The sequence below is a fragment of the Pseudomonas sp. BN411 genome, assembly GCF_029871235.1.
In the GTDB taxonomy this organism is placed as follows: Bacteria; Pseudomonadota; Gammaproteobacteria; order Pseudomonadales; family Pseudomonadaceae; genus Metapseudomonas.
Window position 1 is genome coordinate 195,722 of sequence record NZ_SSOM01000085.1, and the last position, 12,785, is coordinate 208,506.

Sequence of the window (12,785 nt, forward strand, 5' to 3'; positions counted from 1 at the left end):
GGAAGGCAGCCAGGGAGAGGGCTGTGCCCTCATCCGGCCCCATCAGGGGCCACCTCCTCCCGGCGGGAGGAGGGTCAAAGACTCAAACGGCGATCAGACGGACGCTGGCGCCTTCACCGACACCCAGGGCCTCGGCGGCTTCTTCGCCAAGCACCACTGGCTTGCCGGGCACCCAGTCGAGTTCGGCGACGATGGCCCGGAAATCCTGCAACTGACCGTTGCACACCAGGTACTGGCGGCCACCCTTGCCCTGCTCGCCCAGCTTCACCGGCACCATGCGGCTCTGCGCGATGGAGCGGATGCTCGAGGTGCGGGCATGGAGGGTCGGGCCACCATCGAAAATGTCGATGTAGTTGTCGGTCTCGAAGCCTTCGCGCATCAGGATGTCGAAGGTGATCTGCGCACGCGGGTGCACCTGCCCCATGGATTCCTGGGCTTCATCCGGCAGCAGCGGCACGTAGATCGGGTAATGCGGCATCAGTTCGGCGAGGAAGGTGCGGCTCTTCAGGCCGGACAGGCGCTCGGCCTCGGTGTAGTTGAGGTCGAAGAAGTTGCGCCCCACGGCATCCCAGAACGGCGACTCGCCGTGCTCGTCGCTGTATCCGACTATCTCCACCACTACGGCATCGGCGAAGCGCTCCGGATGGCTGGCCATGAACAGCAGGCGGCTACGGGAGTTGAGCTCGGCGATGGGGGTGTTCACCAGGTCGCGCTGGACATAGAAGCTGGTCAGCAGGCTGTTGCCGGTCAGGTCGTGGCAGAGCGAGAGGACGTGGATCTTGTTGTGGATCTTCAGCTCCCGCGAGGCATGCACGAAGGTCTCGTTGCGGAAGCTGTAGAAGGGTTCGGAGAAGCCGGCAGAGGCGACGATCGCCGAGCAGCCCGCCAGGCGGCCGGTCGCCGTGTCCTCAAGGACGAAGAAATAGCTCTCTTCGCCGTTGAAGCTCACCTCGGCGGAGAAAGATGCCTCGGACGCGGCGATCTTCTCGCCCAGCACCTCGGCGTCATCCGGCAACGAGGTGACACCCACGGGGCTATCCGCGGCCAGACGCTGGACTTCAGCGAGATCGGCCATTTGCGCGGGGCGCATCACCAACATGGGGGTCACTCCTTTTTCTTGTTGAAAACTCCGAACGAACCAGTGATTCCATCCGGAGAAAAGCCGGGCCCCGATGGCCCGCACTCATACATGAATCTGTTCCGTCCCTGGGATCGCAGCGCAGCGCTTCCCTGCGCTGCGTCCAGCAGAGGCTTACGCCTGAGTCAGCTTGGCGACGGCGCGCTCGAAGCGGTCGAGGCCTTCGTCGATGTCCGCATCCGGGATCACCAGGCTGGGCGCGAAGCGCACCACGTCCGGGCTGGCCTGCAGAACCATCACGGCTTCCTTCTCGGCGGCGTTCAGCACGTCTTTCGCCTTGCCCTTCCAGGCATCGGAGAGGACGGCGCCGATCAGCAGGCCCAGGCCGCGAACTTCGGTGAAGATGCCGTACTTGGCACCGATGGCGTCGAGGCGGGCCTTGAAGCGGTCATGCTTGGCATTGATGCCGCGCAGCACTTCCGGGGTGTTGATCACATCCAGCACAGCCTCGGCTACGGCGCACGCCAGCGGGTTGCCGCCGTAGGTGGTGCCGTGGGTGCCAACCGACAGGTGCTTGGCGATTTCGGTGGTGGTCAGCATGGCGCCGATGGGGAAACCACCGCCCAGGCTCTTGGCGCTGGAGAGGATGTCCGGGGTCACGCCGTAGTGCTCGTAGGCGAACAGGTGGCCGCTACGGCCCATGCCGCTCTGCACTTCGTCGAAGATCAGCAGTGCGTTGTGTTCGTCGCACAGCTTGCGGGCACCTTCCAGATAGGCCTTGTCCGCCGGCAGCACGCCGCCTTCGCCCTGCACGGGCTCCAGGACAACGGCGCAGGTCTTGCCGGAGATGGCAGCCTTCAGGGCGTCCAGGTCGTTGAAGGGCACATGGCTGATGCCTTCCATCTTCGGACCGAAGCCGTCGGAGTACTTCGGCTGGCCGCCAACGGTCACGGTGAACAGGGTACGACCGTGGAAGCTGTTGGTGGCGGAGATGATTTCGTGCTTCTGCGGGCCATAGACGTCATGGGCATAACGACGGGCCAGTTTGAAAGCCGCTTCGTTGGCCTCGGCACCGGAGTTGGCGAGGAATACGCGCTCGGCAAAAGTAGCGTCTACCAGCTTCTTGGCCAGGCGCAGGGCCGGCTCGTTGGTGAAGACGTTGGATACATGCCAGATCTTGTTGGCTTGTTCGGTCAGCGCATTGACCAGCGCGGGGTGCGCATGGCCCAGGGAGTTCACTGCGATACCGCCGGCAAAATCGATCAGCTCGCGACCGGACTGGTCCCAGACTCGGGAACCCTGGCCACGCACCGGAATGAAAGCGGCGGGGGCGTAGTTGGGAACCATCACCTTGTCGAAATCGGCGCGCTCGACCTGCGCATGCTCAACGGACATCAGTTTCTCCTGCCATGAACGGCTAGTGATGAAAGGATTGTAGGGACTGATTCGGGGTTGGCATTGCCGCCATGCGACAACTTCTTACAGCGCCAACCCCGCGAAAACCGGCGCTTATGGAAATGCGACAGAAAGCGTCGGGAAGGCGCAGTTTAAACGCTGATCGCCGCTGCTATGCACCCGCCGGGAAAATTTCTCCACGGGGTGACTGGTGGGTATCGGCTGGCAAGCAATGGGTGGTCCGGCAAGGAACACTTGTAGGTTGGCGCAGAGCGCAGCGAAGCCCAACAACGGGTCCACACCAAGCGTTGGGCTTCGTTCCTCAGCACCAACCTACGGGGCAGCTACGCTGCCCTTGGCGAATGAATTCGCCCCCACAAGAAAAGCAGGAGTGAAAAGAGAAGGGTCAGCTCCGCTCCGCCACTGGGGTCGGTGCCGGCTGCGGGGTTTCGAAGGGGCTGGTGCCGCGACGCTGGTTGCGGTCTTCGCGCGGGGTGACGCCGAAGAAATTGCGGTAGGCGCTGGAGAAGTGCGGGCCGGAGGAGAAGCCGCAGGACAGGCCGATCTGGATGATCGATTTGCTGGTCTGCATCAGCATCTGCCGTGCCTTGTTCAGGCGCAGCTCCAGGTAGTACTGGCTGGGCACGCGATTGAGGTACTGCTTGAAGATGCGCTCCAGCTGGCGACGGGACACGCAGACGTGCTGGGCAATCTCGTCGGTGGTCAGCGGCTCTTCGATATTGGCTTCCATCAACAGTACGGCCTGGGTCAGCTTCGGGTGGCTGGAGCCCAGACGGTTCTGCAGCGGAATGCGCTGGCGCTCGCCGCCTTCACGGATGCGTTCCACGACGAGCTCTTCAGAGACCGCACCTGCCAACTCGGCGCCATGGTCGCGGGCCAGCACGGCCAGCAGCAGATCGAGCACCGCCAAGCCGCCGCAAGCAGTGAGGCGGTCGCGATCCCAGTCGAACAGATGGCTGGTGGCGATCACCTTGGGGAAACGCTCGGCGAAATCGTCCTGCCAGCGCCAGTGCACCGCCGCGCGATAGCCATCCAGCAGGCCAAGGTGCGCCAGGGGATAAACACCAGCGGAAAGGCCGCCGACCACGCAACCGGCACGCACCGAATGCTTGATCGCAGCGGAAAGTGCCGGGGATATCTGCGCCGGCGGCTCGTCGGCCACCAGGAACAGACGCTGCAGGCCATCCAGCTTGCCGGTCCAGGCCTCGCCCGGCAGGCGCCAGGCACCCTCGGCGGCCGGTTCGGCCTGCAGGAAGGAGATCTCGTAAACCACTTCCGGATGCAGTCGCTGGGCGACACGCAGGGCTTCCTCGGCCAGCGCCAGGGTCAGCGCCTTGGTACCGGGCCAGAGGAGAAAAGCGATTCGATGGGCAGTCATGGCAGGCAGCTTAGCAGACCCCGGCTAAAGGAAAGGGACAAGGCGAAACAGGGTTTCGAATGCGGTGCGGCGGCCCTGGGGCCGCCGCGTCGTGGATCACTTCAGGCTGCCGGAGAGGAACTGCTTGAGGCGATCGGATTGCGGGTTGGCCAGCACTTCCTTCGGGCAACCGCGCTCTTCTACCAGGCCCTTGTGCAGGAACACCAGTTGGTTGGACACCTCGCGGGCGAAGCCCATCTCGTGGGTCACCACCACCATGGTGCGGCCTTCCACGGCCAGGTCCTTCATCACCTTGAGCACTTCGCCCACCAGCTCCGGGTCCAGTGCCGAAGTGGGCTCGTCGAACAGCATTACCTCCGGCTCCATGGCCAGGGCACGGGCGATGGCCACGCGCTGCTGCTCGCCACCGGACATGTGTGCCGGATAGGCATCCTTGCGATGGGCCACGCCCACTTTGGCCAGGTAGTGCTCGGCCTTCTCGATGGCTTCCTTCTTCGGCACGCCGAGCACATGCACCGGCGCTTCGATCACGTTCTCCAGGGCGCTCATGTGCGACCACAGGTTGAAGTGCTGGAACACCATCGCCAGCCGCGAACGCATGCGTTGCAGCTGCTTCGGATCGGACGCCTTGAGGCCGCCGTCGCGGTTGGCCACGAGCTTCAGCTCTTCGCCATTGAGGAGGATCTTGCCGCCGTGGGGCTGCTCCAGCATGTTGATGCAGCGCAGGAAGGTACTTTTGCCCGAGCCGCTCGAGCCGATGATGCTGATGACGTCACCGGCCTTGGCCGCCAGGGACACGCCCTTGAGCACTTCGTGGCTGCCGTAGCGCTTGTGCAGGTCTTGGACTTCCAGTTTGTACATGGTGAGGGCTCTCTGTGCGATTCGTGGAAAGTCAGGCCTTGCGCGGGGCCAGGTAGGCCAGGTAGCGGCGCTCGGCGGCCTTGAACAGGCGCACCAGGATGAAGGTCAGGCAGAGGTAGAACAGGCCGGCGGTGATGAAGGCCTCGAACGGCAGGTAGTACTGCGAGTTCACGGTACGCGCGGCGCCGGTGATGTCGATCAGGGTGACGATGGACGCCAGGCTGGTGGTGTGCAGCATCATGATGACTTCGTTGCTGTACTGCGGCAGCGCGCGACGCAGGGCCGACGGCAGCAGGATGCGGCGGTAGAGCTTGGCGCGGGACATGCCCATGGCCTTGGCCGCCTCGATTTCGCCGTGGGGCGTGGCCTTGATGCTGCCGGCGAGGATTTCTGCGGTATAGGCGCTGGTGTTGATGGCAAAGGCCAGGCAGGCGCAGAAGGTCGCGTTGGACAGGTAGGGCCAGAACGCACTCTCGCGCACCCACTCGAACTGGGCCAGGCCGTAGTAGATGAGGAACAGCTGCACCAGCATCGGAGTGCCGCGGATCACGTAGGTGTAAAGCCAGGCGGGCAAGTTCACCCACGGCTGCTTCGACACTCGCATCAGCGCCAGCGGCACGGCCGAGGCCAGACCAAGGGCGAGGGAAATCGCCAGGAGCTTGAGGGTAACCAGCACGCCACCGAAGTAGAGCGGCAAGCTCTCCCAGATCACGTTGTAGTCGAAGATCATAGTTCAGCCGCCTTGATGCCTACGGAGTAGCGCCGCTCCATGAAGCGCAGGGCCAGCAGGGAAATGCTGGTCAGCACCAGGTAGAGCGCGGCAACCGCGAGATAGAAGGTGAAGGGTTCACGGGTCGCGTCCGCTGCACTCTTGGCCTTGAACATCATGTCCTGCAGGCCGACCACCGAGATCAGCGCAGTGGCCTTGGTCATCACCAGCCAGTTGTTGGTGAAACCGGGAATCGCCAGGCGGATCATCTGCGGCACCAGGATACGGAAGAACACCTTGGTCCCGCTCATGCCATAGGCCAGGCCCGCCTCGCCCTGCCCTTTCGGGATCGCCATGAAGGCGCCACGGAAGGTCTCGGACAGATACGCGCCGAAGATGAAGCCGAGGGTGAAGACGCCGGACCAGAACGGGTCGAGGTCGATGTAGTCCTCATAGCCGACCATGGGCGCCACGACGTTCACCAATTGCTGGCCGCCGTAGAAGATCAGCAGGATCAGCACCAGGTCGGGGATACCACGGATCACGGTGGCATAGGTCTCGCCCATCAGGGCCAGCCACTTGATCGGCGAAAGCCGGAAGGCCGCACCCACCAGGCCGAGCACCGCCGCCAGGGATATGGAAGACAGGGCCAGCAGCAGGGTGAGCCAGGCACCATCGAGAATGGTCGAGCCGTAGCCGTTGAGCATGATCAGATCCTCATGCAGCGCGCCGGGTTGCACCGGGCGGCACCGCCACAACGAAAAAGTGGCACAAACCGCAATCTGAAGTTTGTGCCACTTTCAGGGAAAAGCGATTACTCGCCGTAGACGTCGAAGGTGAAGTACTTGTCCTGTACTTCCTTGTACTTGCCATTGGCACGGATGGCGGCAATGGCGGCAGTAATTTTGTCGGCCAGAGCCTTGTCGCCCTTGCGCACGGCGATACCGGCGCCTTCACCGAAGTACTTCTGCTCGGTGTAGTCCGGACCAACCAGGGCGAAGCCCTTGCCGGCGTCGGTCTTGAGGAAGCCGTCGTCGATGTTCACGGCGTCGGCCAGGGTGGCATCCAGGCGGCCGGCGGTCATGTCCAGGAAGATTTCGTTCTGCGAGCTGTAGCGCACCACTTCGACACCAGCGGGTGCGAAGACGTCGGTTGCGTAGCGGTCGTAGACGGAAGCGCGCTGCACGCCGACTTTCTTGCCCTTCAGGTCCGCCAGCGGGTCGTTGATCACGGTGCCGGCCTTCATCGCCAGCTTGACCGGGGTCTGGTAGTACTTGCCGGTGAAGTCCACGGACTTCTTGCGCTCTTCGGTAATGGTCATGGACGAGAGTACGGCGTCGAACTTGCGTACTTTCAGGGCCGGGATCAGGCCGTCGAACTCCTGCTCGATCCACTGGCACTTGACCTTCATCTCTTCGCACAGGGCGTTGCCGATGTCGTAGTCGAAGCCGGTGATCTTGCCGTCCGGGGTCTTGAAGGCGAAGGGCGGGTAAGCGGCTTCGATACCAATGCGCAGAGGCTTGGCGTCGTCAGCGATAGCAGCCAGCGGCGACAACAGGGACAGCGCCATGGCGCCGAGAAGTGCAATCTTCTTCATGTTATGACTCCTTCAAAGGGATATGGCTTCTGTTGGCAGCGTGAGAGTTCGCCCAGACGGTCCACGAAATTGTAGAAAGAGTCGTCGTCTTTGCTGGCTGAAGGCCGTGTGCAAAAGGCTCCGACTGGGTGTGCGGCATTCTAGCCACACCCCTTAAGTCGATATTTCTTCAATGCGACAACAAATTACAGAAGCGCAGGAGAGAGGGAGAAACAGCATTGACAGGCACTGAGAAAAGTGCCGGGAAGATCAAGCACAGAACCTATGAACAAAGCAATTATCGGACCACAAATTCCTTAAGCCTTTTATTTCGCGGCCTGGCGAATTTCCTCTTGTTCTTCGGCGCACAAAAAACACCTTGAATGAGCGCGACTCGTTCCCGATGGAACCAGCTCGGCGCGCGCCGTAACCACGACTGTTACTTGCCCTCTCCTCCCCCTCCCGAAATCCGATACGAATTCGGTATTTGCCATCGAAAGCAGATAAACCGCCTCGCGAATTTCAGACAGACAGAAATGCAAAACCCCGCCGCGGCTTGTGGCCGGGGCGGGGTTTTGCCGCAGGCTCCGATCAGGCGGCCTGCATGGTGCGATGAGTATCGATGAGGTGTTGCACCACTCCGGGATCAGCCAGGGTGGAGATGTCGCCGAGGGCGTCGTATTCGGCGACGGCGATCTTGCGCAGGATACGGCGCATGATCTTGCCCGAGCGGGTCTTCGGAAGGCCCGGAGCCCACTGGATCACATCCGGGGTAGCGATCGGACCGATCTCCTTGCGCACCCAGGCTCTGAGTTCCTGACGCAGCTGCTCGGAGGCTTCCTCGCCAGCATTCAGGGTGACGTAGACGTAGATGCCCTGCCCCTTGATGTCGTGCGGCACGCCTACTACCGCGGCCTCGGCCACCTTCGAGTGGGCAACCATGGCGCTCTCGATTTCGGCGGTTCCCATGCGGTGGCCGGAGACGTTCAGCACATCATCCACGCGACCGGTGATCCAGAAGTAGCCGTCTTCATCGCGACGGGCGCCGTCACCGGTGAAGTACATGCCTTTGAAGGTCTTGAAGTAGGTGTCGACGAAGCGGTCGTGATCGCCGAACAGGGTACGGGCCTGGCCCGGCCAGGAGTCGATGATCACCAGGTTGCCTTCAGCCGGGCCGTCGATGAGGTTGCCCAGGTTGTCCACCAGCGCCGGCTGCACGCCAAAGAAAGGACGCGCGGCGGAGCCCGGTTTCAGCGCATGGGCGCCCGGCAGCGGAGTCATCAGGCAGGCGCCGGTCTCGGTCTGCCACCAGGTGTCGACGATCGGGCAGCGACCCTGGCCGACGTTCTCGTAGTACCAGTGCCAGGCTTCCGGGTTGATCGGCTCACCCACCGAGCCCAGCAAGCGCAGGCTGGAACCATCGGCACCTTCGACCGCAGCCTTGCCCTCGGCCATCATGGCGCGAATGGCGGTCGGCGCGGTGTAGAGGATGTTCACCTTGTGCTTGTCGACGATCTTCGCCACGCGGGTGACATCCGGGTAGTTCGGCACGCCTTCGAACATCAGGGTAGTGGCGCCATTGGCCAGAGGGCCGTAGACCAGATAGGTGTGGCCGGTCACCCAGCCGATGTCGGCGGTGCACCAGAAGACTTCGCCCGGGCGGTAATCGAACACGCGCTCATGGGTCAGCGAGGCGTAGACCAGATAGCCGCCAGTGGTGTGCAGCACGCCCTTGGGCTTACCGGTGGAGCCGGAGGTGTAGAGGATGAACAGCGGGTCCTCGGCGCCCATTTCCTTCGGAATGCAGTGGCTGGAAGCGACCTTCATCAGGTCCTCGTACCAGACGTCGCGATGCTGGTTCCACTTGATGTCGGCACCGGTGCGCTTGACCACAACGATCTTCTGCACACTGCAGGTTTCAGGGTTGGTCAGGGCGTCATCGACGTTGGCCTTGAGCGGTACCTTCTTGCCACCGCGCACACCTTCGTCGGAGGTGATCACCACCTTGGACTTGCAGTCGATGATGCGACCGGCCAGGGCTTCAGGAGAGAAACCGCCGAATACCACGGAGTGGATCGCGCCAATGCGGGTACAGGCCAGCATGGCGACCACGGCTTCCGGGATCATCGGCATGTAGATGGTCACCACGTCACCACGGTGCACGTCCTGGCCGCGCAGGGCGTTGGCGAATTTGCAGACGCGCTCGTGGAGGTCGCGGTAGGTGATGACTTCGTGCTCGGCCGGGTCATCGCCTTCCCAGATGATCGCAGGCTGGTCGCCGCGCTCGGCGAGATGGCGATCCAGGCAGTTGGCGGAGACGTTGAGGCTGCCGTCGGCGAACCACTTGATGTCGACGTGGTGATCGTCGAAGGAGGTCTGCTTCACCTTGGTGAAGGGCTTGATCCAGTCCAGGCGCTTGGCCTGCTCGCGCCAGAATCCGTCTGGGTTGATCACGGACTGCTGGTACATGGCTTTGTAGGTCGCTTCGTCGGTGAGGGACTGGGCGGCCACTTCAGGGCGGACCGGATAAAGAGAAGCAGCACTCATTGGGTCTTACCTCGGTGGGTAGTTGTTTTTGTATGACGTCTTTTGTATCCCCCACCCTTCTACACGGCCATTCGACCATGGTCTTACCAAACCCGGACTATGGTCGAAGCACCGAAAATCGCGTAGTGCCGGACAGGCACGCATTCACTTATCCACAGGGCAAAAAAAACCGGCCCATATCCAGGGACATGGGCCGGCGAAGCACTATCGGGTCGTTGGTGAGAGCCCGGGATCAACCCGGAGCACGGCACGCGGACGACCGGCCGCGTGCCGCACAGTGTCAGACGTGGGCGTCCTGGTATTCCTTCTCGGCTTCGTCGAAGCGCTTGATCATCGCAGCCGACGGGCCATTGCCGATGCGGCTGAAGATCAGGATGCCGAGGGTGCAGAGAATGAAGCCCGGAATAATTTCGTACAGACCGGTCCAGCCGAAGAAGTTCTTCCAGAGCACGACGGTGACGGCACCGAGGATCATGCCGGCCAGAGCGCCGTTACGGGTCATGCCTTTCCAGATCAGGGACAGAATCACCACCGGGCCGAAGGCGGCACCGAAGCCGGCCCAGGCGTAGGACACCAGGCCCAGCACCTTGCTGTCCGGATCAGCGGCGATGACGATGGAAATCACGGCCACCAGCAGCACCATGGCGCGGCCGACCCAGACCAGTTCGGCCTGGCTGGCGTTCTTGCGGAAGAAGGCCTTGTAGAAGTCTTCGGTCAGGGCGCTGGAGCACACCAGCAGTTGGCAGCTCAGGGTGGACATCACGGCCGCCAGGATGGCGGACAGCAGCACACCGGCGATCCACGGGTTGAAGAGGATCTTGGCCAGCTCGATGAATACGCGCTCGTGGTTAGCGGTAACGGCGCCAGCCTGCTCCGGATGGGCGGAGAAGTAGGCGATACCGAAGAAGCCCACGGCTACGGCGCCGGCCAGGCAGAAGATCATCCAGGCCATGGAGATGCGGCGAGCGTTCGGGATGGACTTGACCGAGTCGGCAGCCATGAAGCGCGCCAGGATGTGCGGCTGGCCGAAGTAGCCAAGGCCCCAGGCGAGCAGGGAGATCACGCCAACGAAGCTGGCACCCTTGAGCATGTCGAAGTTGGCGGCGTCCTTCATTTCGATAGCCATGAAGGTGGTGTCCATGCCGCCAGTGGCGATCATCACGATGATCGGGGTGAGGATCAGGGCGAAGATCATCAGGCTGGCCTGGACAGTGTCAGTCCAGCTCACAGCCAGGAAGCCACCGACGAAGGTGTAGCAGATGGTGGCGGCAGCGCCGGCCCACAGGGCGGTTTCGTAGGAAATGCCGAAGGTGCTCTCGAACAGACGGGCACCAGCCACAACGCCGGAGGCGCAGTAGATGGTGAAGAACACCAGGATTACCACGGCGGAGAAGATGCGCAGGATGCGGCTGTTGTCTTCGAAGCGGTTGGTGAAGTAGTCCGGCAGGGTCAGGGCGTTGCCGTTGTGCTCGGTCTGCACGCGCAGACGGCCGGCAACCAGCAGCCAGTTGAGGTAGGCACCGATGATCAGGCCAATGGCGATCCAGCTTTCGGAGAGACCGGAGAGGTAGACGGCACCCGGCAGGCCCATCAGCAGCCAGCCGCTCATGTCGGAGGCGCCGGCGGACAGTGCGGTAACGAAGCTACCGAGGCTGCGGCCACCCAGGATGTAGTCGGAAAGGTTATTGGTGGAGCGATAGGCGGCGAAGCCGATCAGCACCATGGCCGCGATATAGATCACGAAGGTGATCAGCATCGGGTTGCTCATACTCATGGGGGTCTCCCCTGCTCGTTTGTTTTTATTCGGGGGCGGCGGGTAATCCGCTCCCTTGGTTGCTATTTGGCGGGCGCTCGTGGCGACCACCGGTTTTCTTCCCGACCACCTCGGCCATGGGGCCAATGCAATCCCGATCGGGCAATTGACGCAGGGCATCCGGCCCCACCAATGCGACGACGGACCAGCCCCGGTGGACCTGGCCCATCGCACGAATCCAAGACACTCCCGCAAACCTGCAAACAGCGCTATTGCTCGGTCTAGTACATCCATCCGGGCTCGCAAGAACGATTCCCATTTGGACCCCGGAAGGCGAGTGCGGAATTTAGAGATATGGCACTCCGCCTTTCTTGTCAGATTCTCTGATTTATTTGCAGAAAGCTCTGATTAAGGGAACTTTCCGCCAAAAGGTGCAACCCGGCGCCAAGCGCCTGAAATGGCACATTCAGCAAAATCAGGCAGGTGAATCGATAAAGGGCGGTTGCGCCCGACAGGTACAACCATCCCGAGCATGGAAGAACCGGTTGCACCCAATCAGCAACTCCACCCTGGCGACCCGCTGCAGTGGCTGGCGAGGGGATTTATTCGTTGCCGCGCAGTCGCTTGGGGGTAAGCCCCAGGTAGCGGCGCATGGCAGTGGTCAGCGCGCTCTGGCTGGAGAAACCGCATTCTTCGGCAATGCGCACCAGCGGCTGATCGCTTTCCCGCAGCAGGCGCGCGGCGTGATCGAGGCGGGTCTTGAGCAGGTACTGGTGGGGCGTCAGGCCCAGGCTGTCCTTGAACTGGGCATGGAAGTGGCTCGGGCTCAGGCACGCTACCTGGGCCAGTTCCGCCACGCTGATCCGGCGCGACAGGTTGTCCTGGATGTAGCCGTCCAGGCGCTCGACATCGAGGCTGCCCACCGGCCGTCGACTCACCTCGCCAAACAGGCGCAGGTACAGGGCGCGCAGCAGGATGCCGCCGAGGGAACGGGCCAGCATCGGGTCGCTGCCATAGCGGGCGAGTTCAGCGCCGGCGTAGCTCAGGAGGTTCTGGAAGTCGGCGTCCAGCTCGGGATAGCGCGGCGCCTCGAACAGGCGGCCGAGCAGCTCCTGGTCTTCGGCGGAGGTGCCCTGCTGATCCAGGTCGAGGATCAACATGCGGTTCTCGCCCACACCGGCAAATTCGTGCCCGGCATCCCCCGGCACCAGGCACGCACGCATCCGGCAAACCTCGCCGCCACGGCCATCCACCTCGAACTCGGCGCGGCCGGCAAGGGACATCACCAACTGGTGATGGTCATGGGCGTGATGGTGGGCCTGATCGTCCAGGCGCAGGAGGCGAGCTTCGAACATGGGGCGGATTGATCAAAAGTTGCGCATTCTAGCCGTCGCAACCCGGGTTGCACAGCGCCATCCGGCAGAGGCGCACCCTAGCGGGCGGTTGAAAAGCCTCCCGCCCTGCCCC

General features: G+C 62.6%; 10 protein-coding genes. All 10 read right to left on the reverse strand.

From position 1 onward, the window contains the following. Positions 1–82: 82 nt before the first annotated feature. The 10 genes from aruF to E8F06_RS27975 all read right to left on the reverse strand — a co-directional run bounded on the left by aruF (position 83) and on the right by E8F06_RS27975 (position 12,673). Entirely contained in the window at positions 83–1,099 is a 1,017-nt protein-coding gene (aruF, locus tag E8F06_RS27930; protein WP_280372406.1) for an arginine/ornithine succinyltransferase subunit alpha, read from the reverse strand. A gap of 153 nt (positions 1,100–1,252) precedes the next feature. Further along, positions 1,253–2,473 (reverse strand): aspartate aminotransferase family protein, encoded by a 1,221-nt coding sequence (locus tag E8F06_RS27935; RefSeq protein ID WP_280372407.1) that lies wholly within the window; start codon positions 2,471–2,473, stop codon positions 1,253–1,255. Positions 2,474–2,879: 406 nt separating this feature from the next. Then, positions 2,880–3,872, reverse strand: a complete 993-nt coding sequence (gene argR / locus E8F06_RS27940) for a transcriptional regulator ArgR (RefSeq protein ID WP_280372408.1) — start codon at positions 3,870–3,872, stop codon at positions 2,880–2,882. A 96-nt stretch (positions 3,873–3,968) separates the two neighbouring features. Beyond that, positions 3,969–4,733: an arginine/ornithine transport ATP-binding protein AotP gene (aotP, locus tag E8F06_RS27945; protein ID WP_151135914.1), complete on the reverse strand. Its 765-nt coding sequence runs from the start codon at positions 4,731–4,733 to the stop codon at positions 3,969–3,971. 31 nt (positions 4,734–4,764) lie between these two features. Continuing rightward, complete coding sequence (locus E8F06_RS27950) at positions 4,765–5,463, reverse strand: ABC transporter permease (protein WP_280372409.1); 699 nt, start codon at positions 5,461–5,463, stop codon at positions 4,765–4,767. Next, entirely contained in the window at positions 5,460–6,149 is a 690-nt protein-coding gene (locus E8F06_RS27955; protein ID WP_280372410.1) for an ABC transporter permease, read from the reverse strand. Before E8F06_RS27955 ends, E8F06_RS27950 begins: the two co-directional genes overlap by 4 nt. A gap of 107 nt (positions 6,150–6,256) precedes the next feature. Further along, the gene (locus E8F06_RS27960; protein ID WP_271471466.1) at positions 6,257–7,039 is read right to left on the reverse strand and encodes an ABC transporter substrate-binding protein; all 783 of its coding nucleotides are present in this window, start codon (positions 7,037–7,039) and stop codon (positions 6,257–6,259) included. 570 nt (positions 7,040–7,609) lie between these two features. Beyond that, positions 7,610–9,565: an acetate--CoA ligase gene (acs, locus tag E8F06_RS27965; RefSeq protein WP_280372411.1), complete on the reverse strand. Its 1,956-nt coding sequence runs from the start codon at positions 9,563–9,565 to the stop codon at positions 7,610–7,612. 280 nt (positions 9,566–9,845) lie between these two features. Continuing rightward, a complete protein-coding gene (gene putP / locus E8F06_RS27970; RefSeq protein WP_280372412.1) occupies positions 9,846–11,339 on the reverse strand; it encodes a sodium/proline symporter PutP in 1,494 nt (497 codons plus the stop codon). Between the two features lie 581 nt (positions 11,340–11,920). After that, positions 11,921–12,673: an AraC family transcriptional regulator gene (locus E8F06_RS27975; RefSeq protein WP_280372413.1), complete on the reverse strand. Its 753-nt coding sequence runs from the start codon at positions 12,671–12,673 to the stop codon at positions 11,921–11,923. Between the last annotated feature and the right edge of the window lie 112 nt (positions 12,674–12,785).

What these genes read in the sequence shown, in the direction of transcription:
- aruF (WP_280372406.1), bottom strand. Translation starts at nt 1,099, where the DNA reads ATGTTGGTGATGCGCCCCGCGCAAATGGCCGATCTCGCTGAAGTCCAG.
- E8F06_RS27935 (WP_280372407.1), bottom strand. Translation starts at nt 2,473, where the DNA reads ATGTCCGTTGAGCATGCGCAGGTCGAGCGCGCCGATTTCGACAAGGTG.
- argR (WP_280372408.1), bottom strand. Translation starts at nt 3,872, where the DNA reads ATGACTGCCCATCGAATCGCTTTTCTCCTCTGGCCCGGTACCAAGGCG.
- aotP (WP_151135914.1), bottom strand. Translation starts at nt 4,733, where the DNA reads ATGTACAAACTGGAAGTCCAAGACCTGCACAAGCGCTACGGCAGCCAC.
- E8F06_RS27950 (WP_280372409.1), bottom strand. Translation starts at nt 5,463, where the DNA reads ATGATCTTCGACTACAACGTGATCTGGGAGAGCTTGCCGCTCTACTTC.
- E8F06_RS27955 (WP_280372410.1), bottom strand. Translation starts at nt 6,149, where the DNA reads ATGCTCAACGGCTACGGCTCGACCATTCTCGATGGTGCCTGGCTCACC.
- E8F06_RS27960 (WP_271471466.1), bottom strand. Translation starts at nt 7,039, where the DNA reads ATGAAGAAGATTGCACTTCTCGGCGCCATGGCGCTGTCCCTGTTGTCG.
- acs (WP_280372411.1), bottom strand. Translation starts at nt 9,565, where the DNA reads ATGAGTGCTGCTTCTCTTTATCCGGTCCGCCCTGAAGTGGCCGCCCAG.
- putP (WP_280372412.1), bottom strand. Translation starts at nt 11,339, where the DNA reads ATGAGTATGAGCAACCCGATGCTGATCACCTTCGTGATCTATATCGCG.
- E8F06_RS27975 (WP_280372413.1), bottom strand. Translation starts at nt 12,673, where the DNA reads ATGTTCGAAGCTCGCCTCCTGCGCCTGGACGATCAGGCCCACCATCAC.